This window comes from Caulobacter sp. 05T431 (assembly GCF_056665975.1).
In genome coordinates this window covers 25549-50094 of the sequence record NZ_JBFTKU010000018.1, presented here as the reverse complement: position 1 = coordinate 50094, position 24546 = coordinate 25549, and the positions used below count along the sequence as shown (strand labels likewise).

Genomic DNA, 24546 nt, shown 5'->3' with positions numbered 1-24546 from the left:
ACTGGCGGTGGGTGCGGCCAACTTCAGGGAAGGTGGCGCGAATGACGGGACTTGAACCCGCGACCTCCGGCGTGACAGGCCGGCGCTCTAACCAACTGAGCTACATCCGCATCTGGCTCCGCCGAAGCGAAGTGCGACCCGCCGTTCGGCGAGGGGCGTCTGATATGTCGGGCGAAGACTCGTGTCAACGGCCATATCGAAGAAGAGATCAAACGTCGCCGGAGCGGCCGCGATTTCGTGTGGATCGGCGGGCGGGCCGGCCCCGATCCGGCAGATCGACGTTAGGTAAGGGGAGACCTAGTTGCGACCGTTTCTCAATGTGTCCGAGGCGTTTGAAGCCTTGGCGACACTGAGCTACAACCCGCTCGATTCAAGCCAAGGGCTGTCATGAACGCCTTCCTTCTCCAGTATCTGCCGATCGTGATCTTCCTAGGGATCGCGGCGGTCATCGGCATCGTCTTCATCCTCGCGGCCGCGGTGCTCGCCCCCAAGGCGCCGGACCCTGAAAAGCTGTCCGCCTACGAATGCGGCTTCAACGCTTTCGACGACGCGCGCATGAAGTTCGACGTCCGGTTCTATCTGGTCTCGATCCTGTTCATCATCTTCGACCTGGAAGTGGCCTTCCTGTTCCCGTGGGCCGTTTCGCTGATGAAGCTGCCGCACGACGTGGCCGCCTTCGCCTTCTGGTCGATGATGGTCTTCCTGGGCGTTCTGACCGTCGGCTTCATCTACGAATGGAAGAAGGGCGCCCTCGAATGGGAGTGATCGTTCCCCCCACCGGCTCGGCGCCCAGCTCGCCCCTCGTTCCCGCCGGCTCGGCCGCGCGGTCGACGGTGCAGGGCTATGACCCCAAGCTGCACGACCCCTATTTCGACGGCCTGTCGGGCCAACTGGCCGACAAGGGCTTCGTCACGGCGGCCGCCGACGACCTGATCACCTGGGCCCGCACCGGCAGCTTGATGTGGATGACTTTCGGCCTGGCGTGCTGCGCCGTCGAGATGATGCACTCGGCCATGCCGCGCTACGACCTGGAGCGCTACGGCTTCGCGCCGCGCGCCAGCCCGCGTCAGTCGGACGTGATGATCGTCGCCGGCACCCTGACCAACAAGATGGCCCCGGCTCTGCGCAAGGTCTACGACCAGATGCCCGAGCCCCGCTACGTCATCTCGATGGGCAGCTGCGCCAACGGCGGCGGCTACTACTATTACAGCTACAGCGTCGTGCGCGGCTGCGACCGCGTGGTGCCGATCGACATCTACGTGCCGGGCTGCCCGCCCACCGCCGAGGCCCTGGTCTACGGCGTGCTGCAGCTCCAGAAGAAGATCCGTCGCACGGGGACGATCGAGCGATGACCGACGTGACTGTCACCGAGGCCGAAGTTCCGGCCCTGTCGCCGCTTGAGACGCTGGGCCAGGCGATCGTCGCCAATTCGGCCGGCGCGATCACCGCGTTCCACGTGGCGTTCGGCGAGCTGAACCTGCTGGGCCCGGCCAATCGCGTGGTCCAGGCCCTGACCTTCCTGCGCGACCACCCCGACTACCGCTTCCACCAGCTGGTGGACCTGACGGGCGTCGACTATCCGGAGCGCGAGCGCCGGTTCGACGTGGTCTACCACCTGCTGTCGCTGGTGAAGAACCATCGCGTGCGCTTCAAGGTCCAGACCGACGAGKACACCGCCGTCCCCAGCGCGACCCCGGTCTTCCCGGTGGCCGACTGGTTCGAGCGCGAAGCCTTCGACATGTACGGGATCTTCTTCGACGGTCACCCCGACCTGCGCAGGATCCTGACGGACTACGGCTTCCACGGCCACCCGCTGCGGAAGGACTTCCCGATGACGGGCTATGTCGAGGTCCGCTACGACGACGAGCTGAAGCGCGTGGTCTACGAGCCCGTGAAGATCACCGAGTTCCGTGCGTTCGACTTCCTGTCTCCGTGGGAGGGCGCCAAGTATGCCCTGCCGGGCGACGAGAAGGCCGAGAAGCGGGCAGGGGACGCGTAAGAGTCATGACTGGTTCCAATTCTCCCGCCGCGGCGACGGACTTCTTCCACGACAAGCCGTCGCTGCCGGCCGTGCCGGAAACCCCGGTCCGCAAGTTCAACATCAACTTCGGCCCGCAGCATCCGGCCGCGCACGGCGTGCTGCGCCTGGTGCTGGAGCTGGACGGCGAGATCGTCGAACGCGTCGATCCGCACATCGGCCTGCTGCATCGCGGCACCGAGAAGCTGATGGAGGCCCGCACCTACCTCCAGAACATCCCGTACTTCGACCGCCTCGACTACGTGGCGCCGATGAACCAGGAACATGCGTTCTGCCTGGCCATCGAGAAGCTGCTGGGCGTCGAAGTGCCCAAGCGCGGCCAGATCGTGCGCGTGCTGTTCTGCGAGATCGGCCGCGTCCTGAACCACCTGCTGAACGTGACGACCCAGGCCATGGACGTCGGCGCCCTGACGCCGCCGCTCTGGGGCTTCGAGGAGCGCGAGAAGCTGATGGTGTTCTACGAGCGCGCCTGCGGCGCTCGCCTGCACGCCAACTATTTCCGTCCGGGCGGCGTCCACCAGGACCTGACCCCGTCGCTGATCGACGACATCGAGACCTGGGCGAAGGCTTTCCCCAAGATCTGCGACGACATCGAGGGCCTGATCACCGACAACCGCATCTTCAAGCAGCGCAACGTCGACATCGGCGTGGTGACCAAGGAAGACGCGCTGGCCTGGGGTTTCTCGGGCGTGATGGTGCGCGGCTCGGGCCTGGCCTGGGACCTGCGCCGCAGCCAGCCCTACGAGAACTACAACGACTTCGAGTTCGACATCCCGCTGGGCAAGAACGGCGACTGCTACGATCGCTACCTGTGCCGCATGCAAGAGATGCGCGAGTCGACCAAGATCATCCTGCAGGCCGTCGCCATGCTGCGCGCCACGCCCGGCCCGGTGATGACCGAGGACAACAAGGTGGCTCCGCCGCGCCGCGCCGAGATGAAGCGGTCGATGGAAGCCCTGATCCACCACTTCAAGCTCTACACCGAAGGCTTCCGCACGCCGGAAGGCGAGGTCTACGCGGCCGTCGAAGCGCCCAAGGGCGAGTTCGGCGTCTATGTGGTCAGCAACGGCACCAACAAGCCGTACCGCTGCAAGATCAAGGCTCCGGGCTTCTCGCACCTGGCCGCCATGGACTGGATGAACCGCGGCCACCAGCTGGCCGACGTCTCGGCCATCCTGGGCTCGCTCGACATCGTGTTCGGCGAGGTGGACCGGTGAGCCTGGTCGACATCGCTCAGGCCCAGCTGGACGCCTACAACGCCCAGGACCTGGACGCTCACTGCGCCCATTTCACCGACGACGTCGTGGTCGCCGGCCTGAACGGCGACGTGGCGCGCACGGGCATCGAGGCCTATCGCGCCTGGTACGAGGCCGCGTTCGCGCAGTTCCCGAACAACAAGGCCAAGCTCCTCAACCGCATCGTGGTCGGCTCGAACGTGATCGACCACGAGCACGTCGATCGCGGCAACGGCGACGCGCCGTTCCAGGTCGCCGCCATCTACACCTTCAGGGGCGACAAGATCGCCCGCGTGGATTTCGCCCGATGAGCGTCCGTCGTCTCGCTAAAGAGCAACCCGCCAGCTTCGCCTTCTCGAAGGACAGCCAGGCCAAGGCCGACTGGTGGAAGGCCAAGTACCCCGCCGAGCGCAAGCAGTCGGCTGTGATCCCGATGCTGTGGCTGGCCCAGAAGCAGGAAGGCTGGGTCTCCGAGCCCGCCATCCAGGAGATCGCCAAGCAGCTTCAGATGCCGGTCATCCGCGTGCTGGAGGTCGCCACCTTCTACGTGATGTTCCAGCTGCAGCCGGTCGGCAAGGTCGCCTTCGTCCAGCTGTGCGGCACCACGCCGTGCCAGCTGCGCGGCGCGCTAGACCTGAAGGCCGTGCTGAAGGCCAAGATCGGCGAGGCCCACGAGGTTTCGGCCGACGGCAAGTTCAGCTGGGAAGAGGTCGAGTGCCTGGGCGCGTGCTGCAACGCGCCGATGGCCGCCATCAACGACTACTACTACGAGGACCTGACGCCGGAGAGCCTGGCCCAGATCCTCGACGACTTCGCCGCCGGCAAGTCGCCCAAGCCGGGCAGCTATGAAGGCCGCGGCGCGTCGGAGCCGAAGGGCAAGATCCAGACCCTGACCGATCCGAAGCTGTACGACGGCTCGGCGGCCAAGAAGATCAAGATCCCGAACCTGCCCGAGAAGCCGAAAAAGGCCCCGAAGACGGAGCCGACGGCCTGATGCAACACGCCGACGCCATCCAGAAGAAGCGACTGACCGCGATGTTCGCCATCGACGCGGTCTGCTTCGTGCTGGCCGGCGCGTCGATCATTGGCTACGTCGCCTTCAAGCAGGTCTGGCTGGCGCCGGTGTTCATCGGCGCCATCGCCGTCGGGCTGGGCGCGCAGATCTGGTTCATCCTGGGCTGGATGAAGGCCGCCAAGCAGGATGAGGAGGGCAGGGCGTCGTGACCGACGATTCCGAACTCCTGGCCAAGCGCGCCGCGTACGTGAACACCATTCGTGGTCTTTACCGCAACGAGCGCATCGCGGGCCTGCTCGGCTCCCTGATCGGGGCGCTGCTCCTGATCTGGGGCCGGATGGGCCAGGGGGCGCCCGGCTGGGCCGTTCCCGTCGCTTTCCTGGTGATAGGCGCCGCCTGGTCGCTTTTCGCCTATGTCATCATTCGTCGGACGCGCTATGTGCGCGCCCATCCATTCGATCCGCAAAGCTGAGTCATGGTCGGTATCCTCGAAGACAAGGACCGCATCTTCACGAACCTCTACGGTCTCCAGGATTGGGGCCTCGAGGGCGCGAAGAAGCGCGGCTGCTGGAATGGCACCAAGGACATCCTGGACGCCGGGCGCGACTGGATCATCGACAACATGAAGAACTCCGGCCTCCGCGGCCGGGGCGGGGCGGGCTTCGGCACCGGCCTGAAGTGGTCGTTCATGCCCAAGGAAGTGAAGGACGGCCGTCCGCACTACCTGGTCGTCAACGCCGACGAGTCCGAGCCGGGCACCTGCAAGGACCGGGAGATCATGCGGCATGACCCGCACCTCCTGATCGAAGGCTGCCTGATCGCCTCGCGCGCCATGCTGGCCCACGCTTGCTACATCTACATCCGCGGCGAATACGTCCGCGAGCGCGAGGTGCTGGAAGCCGCGATCAAGCAGGCCTACGAGGCCAAGCTGATCGGCAAGAACAACGTCCACGGCTGGGACTTCGAGCTCTACGTCCACCACGGGGCCGGCGCCTATATCTGCGGCGAAGAGACGGCCCTGCTGGAAAGCCTGGAAGGCAAGAAGGGCCAGCCGCGCCTGAAGCCGCCGTTCCCGGCCGGCGCGGGCCTCTACGGTATGCCGACCACGGTCAACAACGTCGAGTCGATCGCCGTCGCCGGCACGATCCTGCGCCGCGGCGCGTCGTGGTTCGCCGGTTTCGGCCGTCCGAACAACGCCGGCACCAAGCTGTTCTGCGTCTCGGGCCACGTGAACCTGCCCTGCAACGTCGAAGAAGCCATGAGCATCCCCTTCCGTCAGCTGATGGAAGACCACTGCGGCGGCATCCGCGGCGGCTGGGGCAATCTGAAGGCCGTGATCCCGGGCGGATCGTCGGTGCCGATGATCCCCGCCGAGCAGTGCGAAGACCTGCCGATGGACTTCGACGCCCTGCGGAACCTGAAGTCGGGCCTGGGCACCGCCGCCGTGATCGTCATGGACAAGTCCACCGACCTGGTCCGCGCCATCGCTCGCCTGTCGTACTTCTACAAGCACGAGAGCTGCGGCCAGTGCACGCCGTGCCGCGAAGGCACTGGCTGGATGTGGCGGGTCATGGAGCGCATGGCCACCGGCGAGGCCGATCCGAAAGAGATCGACACCCTGCTGGACGTCACGACCCAGGTCGAGGGTCACACCATCTGCGCCCTGGGCGACGCGGCCGCCTGGCCGATCCAGGGCCTGTTCCGTCACTTCCGCCACGAGGTGGAGGATCGGATCGCATCCTATCGTAGCGGTCGCCTGCACGTGCAGGGCGCCAAGCTGATCGCGGCGGAGTAAACGATTATGGCAATCGCCAAGGTCAACGGCGTCGAGGTCGAGTTCGAGCCCGGCATGACGGTTCTGCAGGTGGCGGAACTGGCCGGGGAAGAGATCCCGCGCTTCTGCTATCACGAGCGGCTGAGCATCGCCGGCAACTGCCGCATGTGCCTGGTCGAGGTGAAGCCCGGCCCGCCCAAGCCGCAGGCGTCGTGCGCCCTGCCGGCCGCCGAGGGCCAGGAGATCTTCACCAAGACCCCGATGGTCAAGAAGGCCCGCGAAGGGGTGATGGAGTTCCTGCTCATCAACCACCCGCTGGATTGCCCGATCTGCGACCAGGGCGGCGAGTGCGACCTGCAGGACCAGGCCATGGGCTATGGCCGCGACGACAGCCGCTACGAAGAGAACAAGCGCGCGGTCGAAGAGAAGGCCATGGGCCCGCTCATCAAGACCGTGATGACGCGCTGCATCCAGTGCACGCGCTGCGTCCGCTTCATCACCGAAGTGGCCGGCTCGCCGGAGATCGGCCTGATCTCGCGCGGCGAAGATGTTGAAATCACGACCTATCTGGGCGCGGCGGTGACGTCGGAGCTCAGCGCCAACGTGATCGACCTGTGCCCGGTCGGCGCCCTGACCTCCAAGCCCTACGCCTTCGAGGCGCGGCCCTGGGAGCTGAAGAAGACCGAGAGCGTGGACGTCATGGACGCCCTGGGCTCGGCCATCCGCGTCGACGCCCGCGGCGCCGCCGTCCTGCGCGTGCTGCCGCGCGTCAACGAGGACGTCAACGAGGAGTGGATCAGCGACAAGACGCGCTACGCCGTCGACGGCCTGCAGCGTCAGCGTCTGGACCGTCCGTACGTCCGGGTCGGCGGCAAGCTGCAGCCGGCCTCGTGGGCCCAGGCCTTCGCCGCCGTCGCCGCCAAGATCAAGGCCGCCAAGCCGGAACGCGTCGGCGTCATCGCCGGCGATCTGCAGGACGCCGAGAGCCTGAAGGCGACCAAGGACCTGTTCACCGCCCTGGGCGTGAAGAACCTGGACGCCCGCCAGGACGGCTCGGCCCTGGGCGCCGGCCCGCGCGAGAGCTGGCTGTTCAACTCGACGATCGCTGGCATCGAGAACGCCGACGTGGTGCTGTTCGTCGGCGCCAATCCGCGCCTCGAGGCCCCGGTCCTGAACGCCCGCTTCCGCAAGCAGTGGCTGGCCGGCAAGACCCGCTTCGGCGTGATCGGCGAACAGGCCGACCTGACCTTCGACTACGACTACCTGGGCGCCGGGACCAAGACCCTGTCGGGCCTGGCCAAGGCCAAGAACGACTTCGTCACGGCCCTGAAGAGCGCCGAACGTCCGGCGATCATCATCGGCCAGGGCGCCCTATCGCGCGCCGACGGCGCCGCCGTGCTGAAGGCCGCCGCCGCCGTGGCCAAGAGCTTTGGCGTCGTGCGTGACGGCTGGAACGGCTGGAACGTGCTGCACACCGCCGCCGCCCGCGTGGCCGGCCTGGACCTGGGTTTCGTCCCGGGCGAGGGCGGCCTGTCGACGGCCGAGATGCTGAAGCCGGGCGCGCTGGACGTGCTGTTCCTGCTGGGCGCCGACGAGTGCGAGACCGCCGCCTCGGACGCCTTCAAGGTCTATCTGGGCACCCACGGCGACAACGGCGCCCACAAGGCCGACGTCATCCTGCCGGGCGCGGCCTACACCGAGAAGAACGGCCTCTATGTGAACACCGAAGGCCGCGTCCAGATCGGCGAGCGCGCGGTGTTCCCGAAGGGCGAGGCCAAGGAAGACTGGTCGATCCTGCGGGCCCTGTCCGAGCACCTGGGCGCCAAGCTGCCCTATGACAGCCTGGACCAGCTGCGCGCCAAGCTGTTCGCCGAGCACCCCACCTTCGGCCAGATCGACTACGCGCCGGGTTCGGTGGCCACGTCGTTCGACCTGTCGGGCCTGGGCGGCGCGGGCGAGCTGTCGGACGCCCCGTTCGAAAGCCCGATCAAGGCCTTCCACCTGACCAACCCCATCGCGCGCGCCAGCGTGACCATGGCCGAATGCGCGGCCACGGCTTCGGGCGCCGCCAAGATCGCGGCGGAGTAGGCCGGTGAGCGAATTCTTCTCGAACCCCGCGGTGACCTGGACCCTGCTGACGACCGGCGGGATCCTGCTGGTCGTGATCTGGGTGCTGCTGAGCCTGGCTTTCCTGCTGCTGGCCGACCGGAAGATCTGGGCCGGCGTGCAGATGCGCAAGGGCCCCAACGTTGTGGGTCCGTTCGGCCTGCTGCAGTCCTTCGCCGACTTCTTCAAGTTCGTGCTGAAGGAGATCATCATCCCGGCCGGCGCCGACAAGGTGATCTTCCTGCTGGCCCCGCTGCTGAGCCTGGTGCTGGCCTTCGTGGGCTGGGCCGTGGTGCCGTTCGCGCCGGGCTGGGTGGTCTCCAACCTCAACGTCGGCATCCTGTACCTGCTGGCGATGAGCTCGCTGGGCGTCTACGGCATCATCATGGGCGGCTGGGCTTCGAACTCGAAGTACCCGTTCCTGGGCGCGCTGCGCTCGGCGGCGCAGATGGTGTCGTACGAAGTCTCGATCGGCCTGATCATCATCACGGTGATCCTGCTGGCCGGCTCGATGAACCTGTCGACCATCGTCGAGAAGCAGTCGGGCTGGATCTGGAACTGGAACGTCTTCGGCGGCGGCCTGCACAATCTGGTCCTGATCCCGGTCATGGTGATCGCCATGGGCATGTTCTTCATCTCGGCCCTGGCCGAGACCAACCGCCCGCCGTTCGACCTGCCCGAAGCCGAATCCGAACTCGTGGCCGGCTATCAGGTCGAGTACAGCTCGACCCCGTACCTGCTGTTCATGGTCGCCGAATATTCGAACATCGTCCTGATGTGCGCGATGATCAGCGTCCTGTTCTTCGGCGGCTGGAACCCGGGCTTCCCGATCGACTTCACGGCCGGCTGGCATCCGTTCCTGGTCAACTTCCTGCTGGCCCTGGTGTTCTTCGCCAAGATCGTCTTCTGGTTCTTCATGATCGCCATGGCGAAAGCCATCGTGCCCCGCTACCGCTACGACCAGCTGATGCGGCTGGGCTGGAAGGTCTTCCTGCCGATGTCGCTGGTGCTGGTGATGCTGGTCTCGGCCTGGCGCGTCTTCGGGATCCAGGGGTGATCGGCCGCGCCGCCCTCCTGGCCCTCGCAGGCCTCGGCCTGGCCACGGCGGGCTGCGCGACCGACGACGTGGCCCCGGCCAAGACGTCGTATTCGCTGGGGCGCGGCATTGTGAGCTACGACGAACTGCGGCGCGCGAACGACCAGTGCGCGGCGGACGGCGGCAAGATCGAGGCCAAGCAGGACGGGGGCGACCCCGCCCAACTCGGCAACTACACCTGCATCATTCCCAAGAAGGGCAAATGACGCAGGCGCTGCCCGGCCAGTAACGGCCGGGACAAGATCGAAGCGGGCAGGGGCTTTCGTCCCTCCCAAGAGATGAAGTGTTAGGAGAGCTCTGGTGTTCCAGCGCATCACACAGGCGGTCAAGGGCGTGGCCCTGCTCGACTTCGCGGGCGCCTTCGGCCTGGGCATGAAGTACATGCTCGCGCCGAAGAAGACGGTGATCTATCCGAACGAGCGCGGCCCGCAGTCGCCCCGTTTCCGCGGCGAGCACGCCCTGCGCCGCTATCCGTCGGGCGAAGAGCGCTGCATCGCCTGCAAGCTGTGCGAGGCCATCTGCCCGGCCCAGGCCATCACCATCGAGGCCGAACCGCGCGACGACGGCAGCCGCCGCACGACCCGCTACGACATCGACATGGTCAAGTGCATCTACTGCGGCCTGTGCCAGGAGGCCTGCCCGGTGGACGCCATCGTCGAGGGGCCGAACATCGAGTTCGCCGTCGAGACGCGCGAAGAGCTCTACTACGACAAGGAAAAGCTGCTCGACAACGGCGACCGTTGGGAACGGCTGATCGCGAAGAATCTGGAGTTGGACGCGCCCTACCGCTAAAGGACGGGGCGCGATTCCGAGGGTAAGCGACCGGTCCCCCGACCCGTCGTTGTTTTATGGTTTTTGAGGGAGCACCTGGGCCAATGGCCTTGCCGGCGATAGCTTTCTATTTGCTCGCGGTAGCGACCGTGGTGGCGGGTCTTCTCGTCGTCTCGGCCAAGAACCCCGTGCACTCGGTGCTCTTCCTGATCACCGCCTTCTTCTCGGCCGCGGGCCTCTTMGTCCTGATGGGCGCGGAGTTCCTCGCGATGCTGCTGATCGTCGTCTATGTGGGCGCGGTCGCGGTGCTGTTCCTGTTCGTCGTGATGATGCTCGACGTGGACTTCGCCGAGCTGCGGCAGGGTTTCGCCCAGTATCTGCCGATCGGCGGACTGGTCGGCGGCGTGCTGACGGTCGAGATGATCATGGTGGCCGCCTCGGTCGTGACCGGCGGCGCGGCCGGCAAGAACGCCGAGCCCCTGGCCTCGCCGGCCGGCGTGTCGAACACCGAGGCGATCGGCCGGGTGCTCTACACCGACTACGTCTTCTTCTTCCAACTGGCGGGCCTGGTGCTGCTGGTGGCCATGATCGGCGCCATCGTCCTGACCCTGCGTCACAAGCCGGGCGTCAAGCGCCAGAACATCGGCAAGCAGAACGCCCGCACGCCCAAGACCGGGATGGAACTGGTGCAAATCAAGCCGGGCGAGGGGATCAGCGAATGATCGGCCTGTCTCACTATCTCGTCGTCGCCGCCATCCTCTTCACGATCGGCGTCTTCGGCATCTTCGTGAACCGCAAGAACATCATCGTCATACTGATGTCGATCGAGCTGATCCTGCTGGCGGTGAACATCAACCTGGTGGCCTTCTCGGTCTTCCTGCATGACGTGGTGGGGCAGGTCTTCGCCATGTTCGTGCTGACCGTGGCCGCGGCCGAAGCGGCCGTCGGCCTGGCCATCCTGGTGACGTTCTTCCGCAACCGCGGTGACATCGCCGTCGACGACGCCAGCGTGATGAAGGGCTGATCGCAGTGCAGACTCTCGTCACCATCCTCGTCCTCGCGCCGCTGGTCGCCGCGATCATCGCCGGCCTCTTCGGCCGCCGTATCGGCAACGTCGCCTCGCAAGCGGTCACCACGGGCGCGCTCATCCTCAGCTGCGCCCTGGGCTGGTACACCTTCAGCCAGTGGACCTGGGGGCACATGGAGGCCTTCACGGTCAACCTGCTGCCGTTCATCCACGTGGGGAACTTCGTCTCCAACTGGTCGGTCCGCATCGACGCCCTGTCGAGCGTGATGCTGATCGTGGTGACGACGGTCTCGGCCCTCGTGCACATCTATTCCTGGGGCTACATGGCCGAGGACGACAGCAAGCCGCGCTTCTTCGCGTACCTGTCGCTGTTCACCTTCGCCATGCTGGCCCTGGTCACCGCCGCCGACTTCMTGCAGCTGTTCTTCGGCTGGGAAGSGGTGGGCCTSGYCTCGTACCTGCTGATCGGCTTCTGGTTCAAGAAGCCCTCGGCCAGCAGCGCGGCCATCAAGGCCTTCGTCGTGAACCGCGTGGGCGACTTCGGTTTCGCCCTGGGCATCATGACCACCTACTGGGCGTTCGGTTCGATCCAGTTCCACGAGATCTTCCCGCAGATCGCCGCCGGCGCCTCGCGCACCTGGGAGTTCGCGGGCCACACCTTCCCGCTGGTCGACATCGCCTGCTTCCTGCTGTTCATCGGCGCGATGGGCAAGTCGGCGCAGTTCTTCCTGCACACCTGGCTGCCGGACGCCATGGAAGGCCCGACCCCGGTCTCGGCCCTGATCCACGCGGCGACCATGGTCACCGCCGGCGTCTACATGCTGTGCCTGCTGTCGCCGATGTTCGAATACGCGCCCGTCGCCAAGAACATCGTCACGGTGATCGGCGCGGTCACGGCCCTGTTCGCCGCGACCGTCGGCCTGACCCAGAACGACATCAAGCGCGTGATCGCCTACTCGACCTGTTCGCAGCTGGGCTACATGTTCTTCGCGGCCGGCGTCGGCGCCTATCAGGCGGCGATGTTCCACCTGTTCACCCACGCCTTCTTCAAGGCCCTGCTGTTCCTGGGCGCCGGTTCGGTGATCCACGGCATGCACCACGAGCAGGACATGCGGAAATACGGCGCCCTGGCCAAGCTGCTGCCGGTGACCTTCCTGGCCATGACGATCGGCACGATCGCCATCACGGGCCTGGGCATCCCGCCGCTGCACCTGGGCTTCGCCGGCTTCTACTCGAAGGACACCATCATCGAGGCGGCCTACGCCGCCGGCGGTCACAACGGCGTCGCGATGTTCGCCTGGGTGATCGGCGTGCTGGTGGCCGGCCTGACTTCGTTCTACTCGTGGCGCCTGGCCTTCTTCACCTTCAACGGCAAGGCCCGCTGGGGTCACGAGGATCATCACGCCCATGACGCGCACCACGCCCATGGCCATGACGATCACGCCCACGCCGAAACCCATGACGAGCCGCTTCCGGACGCGCACGACGACCATGGCCACGGCCATGATCATAAGCCGCACGAGAGCCCGTGGGTGATGCTGTTCCCGCTGGTCGTGCTGTCGATCGGCGCGGTGTTCGCCGGCTTCTTCTTCAACGACTTCTTCGTGGGTCACCACCAGCAGGAGTTCTGGCGCGGCGCGATCTTCAACGCCCCGACCAACCACGTGCTGCACGAGGCCCACGAGGTGGCCGAGTGGGTCAAGTACAGCCCGCTGGTGGCCTCGATCCTCGGCCTGATCATCGCGGTCTGGGTCTATCTGGTGAAGGGCGACGAGCGCCTGGGCGAGAAGCTCGCGGCCCGCAACGGCCCGCTGTACGTCTTCTTCTACAACAAGTGGTTCTTCGACGAGCTGTACCAGGCCACCTTCGTGCGCCTGACCAAGTTCCTCGGCGACCTGTTCTGGAAGGGCGGCGACCAGAAGCTGATCGACGGCTTTGGACCCGACGGCGTCAGCGCCGTCAGCTATGACGTCGGCCGTCGGACCGGCAAGCTGCAGTCCGGCTACCTCTACCACTATGCGTTCGTCATGCTGCTCGGTGTCGCCGGGCTCCTGGCCTACGCCCTGTTCCGCTTCCACTAGGGAAGATCGATGACCGGCCTTCTCAGCCTCACCACCTTCGCCCCGCTCGTCGGCGTGGTCCTGCTGCTCGGCGCCCGCGCCCTGCACGGCGACAACGCCAAGACGGACAACCTGGCCAAGTGGATCGCCCTGGCGACCACGCTGGTCACCTTCGTCCTGTCGGTCGTGCTGGTCGCCCAGTTCGACGCCAAGAACCCCGGCTTCCAGTTCGTGGAAGACGTCAGCTGGTTCGCGGGACTGCACTACCGCATGGGCGTGGACGGGATCTCGATCCTGTTTGTCCTGYTGACCGCSTTCCTGCTGCCGATCTGYATCRTSGCCRGCTGGAAGTCGGTCGAGAAGCGSGTSGTCGAATACCTGATCKSCTTCCTGGTCCTCGAGACCCTGGTGATCGGCGTGTTCTGCGCCCTGGACCTGATCCTGTTCTACCTCTTCTTCGAGGGCGGCCTGGTCCCGATGTTCCTGATCATCGGCATCTGGGGCGGCAAGCGCCGGGTGTACGCGGCCTATAAGTTCTTCCTCTACACGCTGCTCGGCTCGGTGCTGATGCTGGCCGCGATCCTGTCGATGATCTCGATCGCCCACACCTCGTCGATCCCGGCGCTGATGAGCTTCAAGTTCGCTCCGTGGCTGCAGACCTGGCTGTGGCTGGCCTTCTTCGCCAGCTTCGCGGTCAAGATGCCGATGTGGCCGGTCCACACCTGGCTGCCCGACGCCCACGTCGAGGCCCCGACGGCCGGTTCGGTGATCCTGGCGGGCATCCTGCTGAAGCTCGGGGGCTACGGCTTCATGCGCTTCTGCCTGCCGATGTTCCCCAACGCCTCGGAGCTGTTCCAGCCGCTGGTGTTCGCCCTGTCGGCCATCGCCATCGTCTACACCTCGCTGGTCGCCTTCCGTCAGACCGACATCAAGAAGCTGATCGCCTATTCGTCGGTGGCCCACATGGGCTTCGTGACCATGGGCATCTTCTCGGGCAACGCCGCGGGCGAGCAGGGCGCGCTTTTCCAGATGCTGAGCCACGGCCTGATCTCGGGCGCGCTCTTCCTCTGCGTCGGCGTGGTCTATGACCGCATGCACACCCGCGAGATTGCCTTCTACGGCGGCCTCACCAACCGCATGCCCTGGTACGCGGCGGTGTTCATGCTGTTCACCATGGGCAATGTCGGCCTGCCGGGCACCTCGGGCTTCGTCGGCGAGATTCTGACCATGACCGGCACCTACCAGGCCTCGACCTGGACGGCGCTGGTGGCGGCCTCGGGCGTCATCTTCTCGGCGGTCTACKCCCTGAACCTGTACCGTCGCGTGATGTTCGGCGAGATCGTCAATCCCGAGCTCAAGACCATCACCGACCTCGACAAGCGCGAGATCCTGATCTTCGCCCCGCTGATCATCGGCACCCTGGTGCTCGGCGTTTACCCCAATCTTGTGTTCAACCTGACCGCGTCGTCCGTCGACGGGCTCGTCGGCGCCTGGCGCGCCGCCGTGGGCGGGTGAGGGACCCCATGACGTTCGCCGCCAACTTCTCCCTCGTTCTCCCCGAAGTGATCCTGGGCCTCTCGGCCCTGGTTCTGCTGGTCTGGGGCGCGTTCCACGGCAAGGTCACGCCGCTGTTCAACGGCGCGGCCGTCCTGGCCCTGCTGGGCGCGGCRGTCGCCGCCGTGGTCGGGCCGCACGGCCACGCCTTCAACGGCGTCTATTCCGCCGACGCGGCCGCCGCCTACGCCAAGGTCGCGATCTACGGCTTCAGCGCCATCGCCGTCATCTTGGGCGATCGCTGGCTGGCCGTCCGCGGCGACCAGAAGTTCGAGTTCGCCGTGCTGGTGGTCCTGTCGGCGCTGGGCATGGGCGTCACCGCCTCGGCCGGCGACCTGATCAGCCTCTATATCGGCGTCGAGCTGCAATCGCTGGCCCTGTACGTCCTGGCGGCCTTCCGCCGCGACGACGCCAAGTCGTCGGAAGCGGGCCTGAAGTATTTCGTGCTGGGCGCGCTGTCGTCGGGCCTGCTGCTGTACGGCGCGTCGCTGATCTACGGCTTCGCCGGTTCCACCCGCTTCGCCGACATCGCCGCCGCCGGGGACGCCGTCGCCCATGGCGGGCACGGCGTGGGCCTGCTGTTCGGCCTGGTGTTCCTGCTCTGCGGCCTGGCGTTCAAGGTCTCGGCCGCGCCATTCCACATGTGGACGCCGGACGTCTACGAAGGCGCCCCGACCCCGGTCGTCGGCTTCTTCGCCGCCGCGCCCAAGCTGGCCGCCATGATGATGTTCGCCCGCGTGCTGGGCGACGCCTTCCCGGACTCGGTGGCCCAGTGGCGCCAGATCCTGATCATCACCGCCCTGGCCTCGGTCTTCGTCGGCGCCTTCGCCGGCCTGGCCCAGAACAACCTCAAGCGCCTGTGGGCCTACAGCTCGATCGCCAATGTCGGCTACGCCCTGCTGGGCGTGGCGACCGGCGGCGAGACCGGCCTGCACTCGATGCTGCTGTTCATGACCCTGTACATGGTCGACGTCACCGGCTTCTTCGCCTGCCTCCAGGCCCTGTCGCGCGACGGCAAGCCGATGGAGACCATCGAGGACATGGCCGGCCTGGTGAGGGAACGTCCGGGCATCGCCCTGGCCATGACGGCGTTCTCGYTGTCGGCCCTGGGCCTGCCGCCGTTCTCGGGCTTCTGGGCTAAGTTCTACGTCTTCGGCGCGGCCATGGGGTCGGGCGACGTGATGCTGCAATGGGCGGCGGTGCTGGGCCTGGTCGGCAGCGTGGTCGCGGCCTTCTACTACCTGCGCCTGATCAAGACGATGTGGTTCGACGCGCCGGTCGCCGGCGTGGACAAGCCGCAGCCGACGGCCCGCGCGGTCGGCTTCGCCGCGGCGCTGTTCTCGTTCCCGATCGTGCTGGTCGCGCTGATCTGGCTGGACCCCGCCGCCAGGGCCGCCGCGGCGGCCTTTGGCCACGCGTGACGTGACGGGCGAGTCCACGCCCGTCGTCGTCCTCGACGAGATCGACTCGACCAACGCCGAGGCCCGTCGCCGCGCGGAAGCGGGGGAGGCGGGCCCGGTCTGGCTGGTCGGCCTGCGCCAGACCGCCGGCCGGGGCCGGCGCGGCCGCGCCTGGGAGACCGGCGACGGCAACCTGGCCGCCACCCTGCTGTTCTCCACCGACAAGCCGCCGGCCGAGGCCGCCCAGGTGTCGTTCGTCGCGGCCCTGGCGGTCGCCGACCTGCTGGCCGCTTACGTGCCGGCCAGCCTGGTCAGCCTGAAGTGGCCCAATGACCCGCTGCTGAGCGGGCTGAAGGTCAGCGGCATTCTCATCGAGTCCGGGGCCCGGCAGACCGGCGGCCTGTGGATCGCCGTCGGGATCGGGGTGAACCTGGCCCGCAAGCCCATCGACAGCGAACGTCCCGCCACGGCCCTGACGACATGGCGCGACGCGCCGCCGCCGTCGCCGGTGGAGGCGATCGAGGTCCTGTCGGCCGCCTTCGCCCGCTGGAACGACGTCTGGCTGCGCCTGGGCTTCCCCGCCATCGCCGACGCCTGGACGGCCCGCGCCCACGGCCTGGGCGAGGCCTGCGTCGCCCGCCTGGGGACCGAGACCCTGGAAGGGATCGCGGAAGGACTGGACGGCGACGGCGCGCTGCGTCTTCGTCTGGCCGACGGCCGACTGCGGCGGGTCACCGCCGGCGACGTCTTTTTCGGAGGGGCCTCCTGATGCTGCTGGCCATCGAGCAAGGCAACACCAACACCATGTTCGCCATCCACGACGGCGCGACCTGGATCGCCCAGTGGCGCGCGGCCACCGAGAGCACGCGCACGGCCGACGAATACGTGGTGTGGCTGTCGCAGCTGCTGTCGATGCAGGGCCTGGGCTTCCGCGCCATCGACTCGGTGATCATCTCCAGCGTCGTGCCGCAGTCGATTTTCAACCTGCGCAACCTCAGCCGCCGCTATTTCAACGTCGAGCCGCTGGTGATCGGCGAGAACGCCAGGCTGGGCGTCGACGTGCGCATCGACAAGCCGTCCGAGGCCGGGGCCGACCGCCTGGTCAACGCCGTGGGCGCGCACATGGTCTATCCCGGCCCGCTGATCGTCATCGACAGCGGCACGGCCACCACCTTCGACATCGTCGCCGCCGACGGCGCGTTCGAGGGCGGCATCATCGCCCCGGGGATCAACCTCTCCATGCAGGCCCTGCACGAGGCCGCCGCCAAGCTGCCGCGCATCGCCATCCAGCGCCCCGCGCGCAACCGCGTGGTCGGCACCGACACGGTCAGCGCCATGCAGTCGGGCGTGTTCTGGGGCTATATCTCGCTKATCGAGGGCCTGGTGGCCCGCATCAAGGCCGAACGGGCCGAACCCATGACTGTGGTCGCCACCGGCGGCGTCGCCTCGCTGTTCGAGGGCGCCACCGACAGCATCGACCACTTCGATTCAGATCTGACCATCCGTGGTCTCCTCGAAATTCATCGCCGTAACACCCATTTAGAGACGTAATGACCAAATTCACCGACAAGCCTTCCCCCAAGGACGAGCTCGTCTTCCTGCCTCTGGGCGGGTCGAACGAGATCGGCATGAACTTCAATCTGTACGGCTATGGCCCGGCCGACGACCGCAAGTGGATCGTCGTCGACCTGGGCGTGACGTTCGGCGACCAGACGACGCCGGGCGTCGAGATCATCCTGCCTGACCCCGAATTCATCGAGGCCTACGCCGACGACATCCTCGGCATCGTCCTGACCCACGCCCATGAAGACCATCTGGGCGCCGTGCACTGGCTGTGGCCGCGCCTGAAGGCGCCGGTGTTCGCCACGCCGTTCACCGCCTTCCTGCTGCGCGAGAAGCTGCGCGACGCCGGCCTGCTGGGCGAGGTCGAGATCACCGAGGTGCCGCTGAGCGGCAGCTTCGACCTGGGCCCGTTCCACCTGGAAATGGTCACCCTGACCCACTCGATCCCCGAGCCGAACGGCCTGGCGATCAAGACGCCGCTGGGCACCATCCTGCACACCGGCGACTGGAAGATCGATCCCGATCCCCAGTTGGGCGGCCCCACCGACGTCGACGCCATCCGCAAGCTGGGCGACGAGGGTGTGCTGGCCATGGTCTGCGACAGCACCAACGTCTTCGTCGACGGCGAGGCCGGCTCGGAAGCCGGGGTGCGCGAGGCGATGAACAAGCTGATCGCCGGCCTGACGGGCAAGATCGCCGTGGCCTGCTTCGCCTCGAACGTGGCCCGCATGGACACCGTGATCCGCGCCGCCCAGGCCAACGGCCGAAAGGTCTGCCTGGCCGGCCGCTCGATGCACCGCATGGCCGCCGCGGCCCGCTCGGTGGGTCTGCTGGAGGGGCTGGAGCCGTTCGTCACCGACGACCAGGCCAAGTACTTGCCCGAGAACGAGGTGCTGTTCCTGTGCACCGGCAGCCAGGGCGAGGCCCGCGCGGCCCTGGCCCGGATCGCCGAAGGCACCCACCCGCACGTCAAGCTGTCGACCGGCGACCACGTGATCTTCAGCTCGCGGGTCATCCCGGGCAACGAGATCCCGATCCGCAACCTGCAGAACAAGCTGGCCGACCGCGGCGTGCGCCTGCACACCGAGCGCGACACGCCCGGCATCCACGTCAGCGGTCACCCGTGCCGCGACGAGCTGAAGCAGATGTACCAGTGGGCCCGGCCGCAGATCGCCGTGCCGACCCACGGCGAGCGCCGCCACCTGATCGAGCACGCCGCCTTCGCCAAGGACCTGCAGGTGCCGCACGCGGTCAGCCCGCGCAACGGCGACATGGTGCTGCTGGCCCCCGGCCATCCGTCGATCATCGACGAGGTCCCGTCGGGCCGCCTCTATGTGGACGGCGGCGTGGTGACGCCCGAGAATGGCGAGGCCCTGCGCGAGCGGCGGCACGCGGCGTTCAACGGCGTGCTGGCCGTCTCGATCGTGCTGGACGGCCGCAACCGCGTGGTCTCCGGACCGCAGGTGCGCGGCCTGGGCCTGGCCGGCGACGCGGAGTATCCGCTCGACGACGCGCTCGACGACCTGGCGGAAGAGGCCGAGAACGCCTTCAAGCGCCTGGAAGGCGACCAGCGCGAGATCGACGAGGCCATCGAGAGCGCCATCTCCAAGGCCGTGAAGAAGGCCGCCTTCCGCATCTGGGAACGCAAGCCCGTGGTCGAGACCACGGTCCTGCGGATCTGACGTTCCCATGGACGAGGTGACGCGGCCGCCCGAACCGGCGATCGAACCCACGCCCGAGCCCGGCTGGCGGCGGACCCTGCGTCTGCTGACCGGCCCGGCGTGGCCGTTGGGCGTGCTGACCCTGGTCCTGTGGATCGTCTTCGGCGTCCAGTTCCTGGCCACGACCCAGGGCTGGGAAGAGACGATGTTCGCCCTCGGCAGCCTCTATCCGCCGTACTTCCGGCAAGGATTCTGGTGGACGCCGCTGACGCACATCTTCCTGCACGGCGGGCTGCTGCACATCTTCATGAACACCACGGCCCTGATCAGCCTGGGGCCGGCGATCGCCGTGCGCCTGGGCAGCGACCTGAAGGGCGCCTTGCTGTTCTGGGCGTTCTTCCTGATCTGCGGCCTGGCGGGCGGGCTGTTGTTCCTGGGCTTGCACTGGAACGGCGAGATCTCGGCCGTCGGCGCGTCCGGCGCGATCTGCGGCCTGTGGGGCGCGGTGGCGCGGCTGACCGCGAACGGAGAGCTGGCGCCGGTCTTCTCCCGCGAGGTCGGCAAGCAGGCCTGGTCGTTCACCGTCATGAACCTGGTGCTGATCGCCATCGGCTTCGGCATCGGCCAAGCGTCGGGGCAGGGCGGCCTGATGATCGCCTGGGAATGCCACGTCGGCGGCTTMATCGCCGGCCTGTTCCTGGTCCAGGCGTTCCCGGTCCGGTACTGGTGGCTGCGGCAACCCGCCTGAGCCGGGCTGTTTGAAACGCCTCGCCGCGGCGCCCTGAAGTCGTCTATACCCTGGGCAAAACAGAGGGCTGTCACGCCCCAGCCCGCAGGACACGAACCCATGATCGGCAAGCTCAATCACGTCGGCGTCGCCACGCCCTCCATCGACGAGTCGGTGAAGATGTACCGCGACCTGCTGGGCGCGACCTCGCACACCGAGAAGTGGGCCATGCCCGAGCAGGGCGTGTGGGTGTGCTTCGTCAACCTGCCCAACAGCCAGATCGAGCTGATCGAGCCCTATGGCGAGGCCTCGCCGATCCACGGCTTCCTGGCCAAGAACCCCAAGGGCGGCCAGCACCACATCTGCTTCGAGGTCGAGAACATCTACGAAGCGCGCGACAGCCTGGTCGCCAAGGGCGCCACCGTGCTGGGCGAGCCCCGTATCGGCGCCCACGGCACCCTGATCATCTTCGTTCACCCCAAGGACATGGGCGGCATGCTGGTCGAGCTCATGGAAACGCCGAAAGAAGCTCACTGATGGGTCCCGTCACCTGCATCGCCGTCTATCTGACCATCTGGTGGACCACGCTGTTCGCCGTGCTGCCCCTGGGCAACCGCACCTTCAAGGAGATGGGGATCGAGCCGCCGCCGGGCGCCGATCCGGGCGCGCCGGTCAATCCGAACCTGAAGCGCAAGTTCTTCACCACCACCTGGGTGTCGGCCCTGGTGATGGCCGGCCTGCTGCTGGTCATCCACTTCCACCTGATCGAGCTGCCGGCGCTGCCCGCCACCTATTGATCGTAGAAATGGCGCCCACGCCTTGGGCGGGCGACGCTGAAATTGCCGACATTCGCCCAATCCGTGGGCGACTTTCGCCAACTGGTCAGGCCAGACGCAATCGGGCGCCCCGAACAATCGTTCGGGGCCTAGTCTCAGACTCACGAGGCCGGGTTTTCCGACCTTGCTCTGTGGCGTCTTCCCCGACGATGACTTGCAAGGCCGCGCGAGGACCGCGCGGCCTTCTTTTCTTTGTCCACAGGATTGGCTCAGCCATCTTTTCGCCGCGCGCGTTGCCAAGCTGACGCCTGAGCGGCTATCTCAACGCCGGATTCAAACATTGAGAGCGTGACGGTCGCCGAAACCGCTCACACTTTCGACTGTCACGCTCTTAAGTTCCCCGGAGACGTCTATTCCATGCGCCTGTCGCGCTATTTCCTGCCCGTCCTGAAAGAAGCTCCTTCCGACGCCCAGATCGTCTCGCACCAGCTGATGCTGCGCGCGGGCATGATCCGCCAGGAGGCGGCGGGCATCTACGCCTGGCTGCCGCTGGGCCTGAAGGTGCTCAACAAGGTCGAGCAGATCGTCCGCGAGGAAATGGACCGGGCCGGCGCCATTGAGCTGCTGATGCCGACCCTGCAGCTGGCCGACCTGTGGCGCGAGTCGGGCCGCTACGACGCCTACGGCCCCGAGATGCTGCGCATCGTCGACCGCCACGAGCGCGAGCTGCTGTACGGGCCCACCAACGAGGAAATGATCACCGAGATCTTCCGGGCCTATGTGAAGAGCTACAAGGACGTCCCGAAGAATCTGTACCACGTGCAGTGGAAGTTCCGGGACGAGCGCCGCCCGCGCTTCGGCGTGATGCGCGGCCGCGAGTTCCTGATGAAGGACGCCTACAGCTTCGACCTCGACGCTGAGGGCGCGCGCAAGGCCTACAACCGCATGTTCGTGGCCTATCTGAACCTGTTCTCGCGCATGGGCCTGAAGGCCGTGCCGATGCGCGCCGACACCGGCCCGATCGGCGGCGACCTCAGCCACGAGTTCATCGTCCTGGCCGACACCGGCGAAAGCGCCGTCTTCTGCCACAAGGACCTGGTCGAGATGGCCGCGCCTGGCCCGGAGGTCGACTGGTTCGGCGACCTGCAGCCGCTGGTGAACCAGCGCACGGCGCTCTACGCCGCGACCGAGGAGATGCACGACGAGGCGGCCTTCAACGCCATCCCCGAGGGCGACCGCCTGTCGGCGCGCGGCATCGAGGTGGGCCACATCTTCTCGTTCGGCACCAAGTATTCCGAGCCGATGAAGGCCCTGGTCACCGGCCCGGACGGCAAGGACGTGCCGGTGCAGATGGGCAGCTACGGCGTCGGCGTCTCGCGCCTGCTGGGCGCGATCATCGAGGCCAGCCACGACGAGGGCGGCATCATCTGGCCGGAGGCCGTCGCGCCGTTCGGCGTGGCCATCATCAACATGCGCCAGGGCGACGCCGCCTGCGACGAGGCCTGCGAGACCGCCTACCAGGCGCTGAAGGCCGCCGGCCGCGATCCGCTGTACGACGACACCGACGCCCGCGGCGGCGCAAAGTTCGCCACGGCGGACTTGATCGGCGTGCCGTGGCAGCTGATCGTCGGTCCCAAGGGCATCGCCGAGGGCGTGGTCGAGATCAAGAACCGCAAGACCGGCGAGCGTCATTCGGCCCCGCTGGCCGACGTGATCGCTCAGCTTTCGGGCAAGGCCGCCTGATGGCCCTCGGCGCCGGTCCGTTCGGAACCTGGGAGCGCACCGTCGCCTGGCGGTACCTGCGCAACAAGCGCAAGAACGGCGGCGTGGCGCTGATCGCCATCATCTCGTTCGCGGCGGTGATGCTGGCGGTCTTCGCCCTGATCACCGTGATGAGCGTGATGAACGGCTTCCGGGCCGAGCTGCTGGGCCGGCTGCTGGGCTTCAACGGCCACGTCTACGCCCAGGGACCGTTGCTGAACGGCCCCGACCGGGACGGCGTCATCACCCGCATCAAGGCCGTGCGCGGCGTCACCCAGGCCGCACCGATGGTCGAGGCCCAGGCCATGGTCATCGGCCCCAGCCAGGTGTCCGGCGCCATCGTGCGCGGGGTCACCCCGGCCGACCTGCGCGGCATGAAGATGATCTCGTCCAACATCAAGCGCGGCTCGCTGGCCGGGTTCGGCGAGGGCGAGTACGGCGGCGACATCGTGCTGATCGGCGACCGCATGGCCCGCAATCTGGGCCTCTCGGTCGGCGACGCCATCACCCTGATCTCGCCCTCGGGCCCGGCCACGGCGTTCGGCAGCTCGACCCGCGAGAAGGACTATACCGTCGGCGGYATCTTCAGCGTCGGCATGAGCCAGTTCGACGAGAGCTTCGTCTACATGGCGCTGCCCCAGGCCCAGCTGTTCTTCGGCCGCGACACCTCGATCGATTATGTCGAGATCAAGGTCGCCGATCCGGACAAGGCCAAGGAGATCAAGCCGATCATCGAACAGGCCACCGGCCCGGGCGCCTTCGTCCAGGACTGGATGGACAAGAATTCCAGTTACTTCAACGCCCTGCAGGTCGAGCGCAAGGTGATGCGGCTGATCCTGTTCTTCATCGTGGCCATCGCCACCCTGAACATCATCTCGGCCTTGGTCATGCTGGTGAAGAACAAGGGCCGCGACATCGCCATCCTGCGGACCATGGGCGCCAGCCAGGCCTCGATCCTGCGGATCTTCATCATGGCCGGCGCCTCGATCGGCCTGTCGGGGACGTTGGCGGGCCTGCTGATGGGCACGCTGTTCTGCGCCAACATCACCGCCATCCAGAACTTCGTGGAGTGGGTGACAGGCACGGCGGTGTTCAGCGCCGACATCTATTTCCTGGCCCACATCCCGGCCAAGATCGACTGGGCCGAGGTGGCCAGCATCGTCGGCATCTCCACCGCCATGAGCATCCTGGCCACCTTGCCGCCCGCCATCCGCGCCTCGCGGCTCGATCCGGTCGAGGCCCTCCGCTATGAGTGATCCCACCCAGCCCGTGGCCAGCCCCGTCCTGGCCCTGCGCGGCGTCGAGCGCACCTATGTCACCGAGGCCGGCCCGCTGAACGTGCTGCGCGGCGTCGACCTGGACGTCTATCCGGGCGAGGTGGTCGGGCTGATCGGTCCGTCCGGTTCGGGCAAGTCGTCGCTGCTGCACGCCGCCGGCCTGCTGGAAAAACCCAACGCCGGCATCATCGCCCTGGACGGCCGCGACTGCTCCAAGCTGTCCGAGCGCCAGCGCACCAAGGTGCGCCTGTCGACCGTGGGCTTCGTCTATCAGTTCCACCACCTGCTGCCCGAGTTCAGCGCGCTCGACAACGTGGCCATGCCCGCCATGATCGCCGGCAAGGGCCGGGCCGAGGCGCGCGCCGCCGCCCAGGTTATGCTGGATCAGCTGGGCCTGGCCGGCCGCGTGGAACACCAGCCGGGCCAGCTGTCCGGCGGCGAACAGCAGCGCGTGGCGATCGCCCGCGCCCTGGCCAACCATCCCAAGCTGCTGCTGGCCGACGAGCCGACCGGCAACCTCGACCCCGCTAACTCGTCGGCGGTGTTCCAGGCGCTGTACGAGCAGGCCCGGCAACGGGGCGTCGCGGCCCTGATCGCCACCCACAACATGGAGCTGGCGCGCTACATGGACCGGGTCTTCKCCCTCAAGGATGGGCACCTGGTGCCCCAGAGCTTTTAAAGTTTCTCCAAATCCGCTCATCCCGG

The 24546-nt window shown here is 67.0% G+C and carries 27 protein-coding genes and 1 tRNA gene; 27 read left to right on the top strand and 1 reads right to left on the bottom strand.

Translation table 11 applies throughout. The features are described from left to right. Positions 1 to 33 precede the first annotated feature (33 nt). Positions 34 to 110, bottom strand: a tRNA-Asp gene (locus tag AC1U89_RS16790). A 277-nt stretch (positions 111 to 387) separates the two neighbouring features. Here AC1U89_RS16790 and AC1U89_RS16785 point away from each other — a divergent pair. The 27 genes from AC1U89_RS16785 to AC1U89_RS16655 all read left to right on the top strand — a co-directional run bounded on the left by AC1U89_RS16785 (position 388) and on the right by AC1U89_RS16655 (position 24520). After that, positions 388 to 765: an NADH-quinone oxidoreductase subunit A gene (locus AC1U89_RS16785; protein WP_029913296.1), complete on the top strand. Its 378-nt coding sequence runs from the start codon at positions 388 to 390 to the stop codon at positions 763 to 765. Continuing rightward, positions 735 to 1352, top strand: coding sequence for a NuoB/complex I 20 kDa subunit family protein (locus AC1U89_RS16780; RefSeq protein WP_479900816.1), 618 nt, complete (start codon positions 735 to 737; stop codon positions 1350 to 1352). Before AC1U89_RS16785 ends, AC1U89_RS16780 begins: the two co-directional genes overlap by 31 nt. After that, positions 1349 to 1999, top strand: a complete 651-nt coding sequence (locus tag AC1U89_RS16775; RefSeq protein ID WP_479900815.1) for an NADH-quinone oxidoreductase subunit C — start codon at positions 1349 to 1351, stop codon at positions 1997 to 1999. Before AC1U89_RS16780 ends, AC1U89_RS16775 begins: the two co-directional genes overlap by 4 nt. 5 nt (positions 2000 to 2004) lie before the next feature. Further along, complete coding sequence (locus AC1U89_RS16770; protein ID WP_479900814.1) at positions 2005 to 3255, top strand: NADH-quinone oxidoreductase subunit D; 1251 nt, start codon at positions 2005 to 2007, stop codon at positions 3253 to 3255. Beyond that, positions 3252 to 3584, top strand: a complete 333-nt coding sequence (locus AC1U89_RS16765) for a nuclear transport factor 2 family protein (RefSeq protein WP_029913304.1) — start codon at positions 3252 to 3254, stop codon at positions 3582 to 3584. The genes AC1U89_RS16770 and AC1U89_RS16765 overlap by 4 nt, the downstream gene beginning before the upstream one ends. Beyond that, complete coding sequence (gene nuoE / locus AC1U89_RS16760; RefSeq protein WP_029913306.1) at positions 3581 to 4267, top strand: NADH-quinone oxidoreductase subunit NuoE; 687 nt, start codon at positions 3581 to 3583, stop codon at positions 4265 to 4267. The genes AC1U89_RS16765 and nuoE overlap by 4 nt, the downstream gene beginning before the upstream one ends. Beyond that, positions 4267 to 4497, top strand: a complete 231-nt coding sequence (locus AC1U89_RS16755) for a hypothetical protein (RefSeq protein ID WP_479900813.1) — start codon at positions 4267 to 4269, stop codon at positions 4495 to 4497. Before nuoE ends, AC1U89_RS16755 begins: the two co-directional genes overlap by 1 nt. After that, on the top strand, positions 4494 to 4760 hold the full coding sequence (locus tag AC1U89_RS16750) for a hypothetical protein (protein WP_479900812.1): 267 nt from the start codon (positions 4494 to 4496) through the stop codon (positions 4758 to 4760). The genes AC1U89_RS16755 and AC1U89_RS16750 overlap by 4 nt, the downstream gene beginning before the upstream one ends. Before the next feature lie 3 nt (positions 4761 to 4763). Next, positions 4764 to 6083 carry an NADH-quinone oxidoreductase subunit NuoF gene (nuoF, locus tag AC1U89_RS16745; protein ID WP_029913311.1) on the top strand — a complete coding sequence of 440 codons (1320 nt, stop codon included), beginning with the start codon at positions 4764 to 4766 and terminating at the stop codon, positions 6081 to 6083. A gap of 6 nt (positions 6084 to 6089) precedes the next feature. Beyond that, positions 6090 to 8150, top strand: a complete 2061-nt coding sequence (gene nuoG, locus AC1U89_RS16740) for an NADH-quinone oxidoreductase subunit NuoG (RefSeq protein ID WP_479900811.1) — start codon at positions 6090 to 6092, stop codon at positions 8148 to 8150. A gap of 4 nt (positions 8151 to 8154) precedes the next feature. Beyond that, positions 8155 to 9225, top strand: coding sequence for an NADH-quinone oxidoreductase subunit NuoH (nuoH, locus tag AC1U89_RS16735; RefSeq protein WP_479900810.1), 1071 nt, complete (start codon positions 8155 to 8157; stop codon positions 9223 to 9225). Continuing rightward, the gene (locus AC1U89_RS16730) at positions 9225 to 9470 is read left to right on the top strand and encodes a hypothetical protein (RefSeq protein WP_479900867.1); all 246 of its coding nucleotides are present in this window, start codon (positions 9225 to 9227) and stop codon (positions 9468 to 9470) included. The genes nuoH and AC1U89_RS16730 overlap by 1 nt, the downstream gene beginning before the upstream one ends. Positions 9471 to 9564: 94 nt before the next feature. Then, complete coding sequence (gene nuoI, locus AC1U89_RS16725; RefSeq protein WP_019847591.1) at positions 9565 to 10056, top strand: NADH-quinone oxidoreductase subunit NuoI; 492 nt, start codon at positions 9565 to 9567, stop codon at positions 10054 to 10056. Positions 10057 to 10139: 83 nt separating this feature from the next. Continuing rightward, positions 10140 to 10757 (top strand): NADH-quinone oxidoreductase subunit J, encoded by a 618-nt coding sequence (locus tag AC1U89_RS16720; protein WP_479900809.1) that lies wholly within the window; start codon positions 10140 to 10142, stop codon positions 10755 to 10757. Next, positions 10754 to 11059, top strand: coding sequence for an NADH-quinone oxidoreductase subunit NuoK (gene nuoK / locus AC1U89_RS16715; RefSeq protein ID WP_029913321.1), 306 nt, complete (start codon positions 10754 to 10756; stop codon positions 11057 to 11059). Before AC1U89_RS16720 ends, nuoK begins: the two co-directional genes overlap by 4 nt. Positions 11060 to 11064: 5 nt before the next feature. Beyond that, on the top strand, positions 11065 to 13143 hold the full coding sequence (gene nuoL, locus AC1U89_RS16710) for an NADH-quinone oxidoreductase subunit L (protein WP_479900808.1): 2079 nt from the start codon (positions 11065 to 11067) through the stop codon (positions 13141 to 13143). Between the two features lie 9 nt (positions 13144 to 13152). Next, positions 13153 to 14637 (top strand): NADH-quinone oxidoreductase subunit M, encoded by a 1485-nt coding sequence (locus AC1U89_RS16705; protein ID WP_479900807.1) that lies wholly within the window; start codon positions 13153 to 13155, stop codon positions 14635 to 14637. Positions 14638 to 14645: 8 nt separating this feature from the next. Beyond that, the gene (gene nuoN / locus AC1U89_RS16700; protein ID WP_479900806.1) at positions 14646 to 16097 is read left to right on the top strand and encodes an NADH-quinone oxidoreductase subunit NuoN; all 1452 of its coding nucleotides are present in this window, start codon (positions 14646 to 14648) and stop codon (positions 16095 to 16097) included. Position 16098: 1 nt separating this feature from the next. Then, on the top strand, positions 16099 to 16845 hold the full coding sequence (locus AC1U89_RS16695) for a biotin--[acetyl-CoA-carboxylase] ligase (protein WP_479900866.1): 747 nt from the start codon (positions 16099 to 16101) through the stop codon (positions 16843 to 16845). Continuing rightward, positions 16842 to 17627 (top strand): type III pantothenate kinase, encoded by a 786-nt coding sequence (locus AC1U89_RS16690; protein WP_479900865.1) that lies wholly within the window; start codon positions 16842 to 16844, stop codon positions 17625 to 17627. Before AC1U89_RS16695 ends, AC1U89_RS16690 begins: the two co-directional genes overlap by 4 nt. Beyond that, positions 17627 to 19321, top strand: coding sequence for a ribonuclease J (locus AC1U89_RS16685; protein WP_479900805.1), 1695 nt, complete (start codon positions 17627 to 17629; stop codon positions 19319 to 19321). The genes AC1U89_RS16690 and AC1U89_RS16685 overlap by 1 nt, the downstream gene beginning before the upstream one ends. Before the next feature lie 7 nt (positions 19322 to 19328). Then, positions 19329 to 20048, top strand: coding sequence for a rhomboid family intramembrane serine protease (locus AC1U89_RS16680; RefSeq protein WP_479900804.1), 720 nt, complete (start codon positions 19329 to 19331; stop codon positions 20046 to 20048). A gap of 99 nt (positions 20049 to 20147) precedes the next feature. Continuing rightward, entirely contained in the window at positions 20148 to 20564 is a 417-nt protein-coding gene (gene mce / locus AC1U89_RS16675; RefSeq protein ID WP_029913333.1) for a methylmalonyl-CoA epimerase, read from the top strand. Beyond that, a complete protein-coding gene (locus AC1U89_RS16670; RefSeq protein ID WP_029913335.1) occupies positions 20564 to 20824 on the top strand; it encodes a DUF1467 family protein in 261 nt (86 codons plus the stop codon). Before mce ends, AC1U89_RS16670 begins: the two co-directional genes overlap by 1 nt. 396 nt (positions 20825 to 21220) lie before the next feature. Continuing rightward, on the top strand, positions 21221 to 22546 hold the full coding sequence (gene proS / locus AC1U89_RS16665; RefSeq protein WP_479900803.1) for a proline--tRNA ligase: 1326 nt from the start codon (positions 21221 to 21223) through the stop codon (positions 22544 to 22546). Beyond that, positions 22546 to 23820: a lipoprotein-releasing ABC transporter permease subunit gene (locus AC1U89_RS16660; protein ID WP_479900802.1), complete on the top strand. Its 1275-nt coding sequence runs from the start codon at positions 22546 to 22548 to the stop codon at positions 23818 to 23820. Before proS ends, AC1U89_RS16660 begins: the two co-directional genes overlap by 1 nt. 13 nt (positions 23821 to 23833) lie before the next feature. After that, entirely contained in the window at positions 23834 to 24520 is a 687-nt protein-coding gene (locus AC1U89_RS16655) for an ABC transporter ATP-binding protein (RefSeq protein WP_479900864.1), read from the top strand. Positions 24521 to 24546: the final 26 nt, after the last annotated feature.

Excerpts from the sequence above, each read along its gene's own strand:
- AC1U89_RS16785 (WP_029913296.1), top strand. The coding sequence starts at position 388 with ATGAACGCCTTCCTTCTCCAGTATCTGCCGATCGTGATCTTCCTAGGG.
- AC1U89_RS16780 (WP_479900816.1), top strand. The coding sequence starts at position 735 with ATGGAAGAAGGGCGCCCTCGAATGGGAGTGATCGTTCCCCCCACCGGC.
- AC1U89_RS16770 (WP_479900814.1), top strand. The coding sequence starts at position 2,005 with ATGACTGGTTCCAATTCTCCCGCCGCGGCGACGGACTTCTTCCACGAC.
- nuoE (WP_029913306.1), top strand. The coding sequence starts at position 3,581 with ATGAGCGTCCGTCGTCTCGCTAAAGAGCAACCCGCCAGCTTCGCCTTC.
- AC1U89_RS16755 (WP_479900813.1), top strand. The coding sequence starts at position 4,267 with ATGCAACACGCCGACGCCATCCAGAAGAAGCGACTGACCGCGATGTTC.
- nuoF (WP_029913311.1), top strand. The coding sequence starts at position 4,764 with ATGGTCGGTATCCTCGAAGACAAGGACCGCATCTTCACGAACCTCTAC.
- nuoG (WP_479900811.1), top strand. The coding sequence starts at position 6,090 with ATGGCAATCGCCAAGGTCAACGGCGTCGAGGTCGAGTTCGAGCCCGGC.
- nuoK (WP_029913321.1), top strand. The coding sequence starts at position 10,754 with ATGATCGGCCTGTCTCACTATCTCGTCGTCGCCGCCATCCTCTTCACG.
- AC1U89_RS16685 (WP_479900805.1), top strand. The coding sequence starts at position 17,627 with ATGACCAAATTCACCGACAAGCCTTCCCCCAAGGACGAGCTCGTCTTC.
- mce (WP_029913333.1), top strand. The coding sequence starts at position 20,148 with ATGATCGGCAAGCTCAATCACGTCGGCGTCGCCACGCCCTCCATCGAC.
- AC1U89_RS16670 (WP_029913335.1), top strand. The coding sequence starts at position 20,564 with ATGGGTCCCGTCACCTGCATCGCCGTCTATCTGACCATCTGGTGGACC.
- proS (WP_479900803.1), top strand. The coding sequence starts at position 21,221 with ATGCGCCTGTCGCGCTATTTCCTGCCCGTCCTGAAAGAAGCTCCTTCC.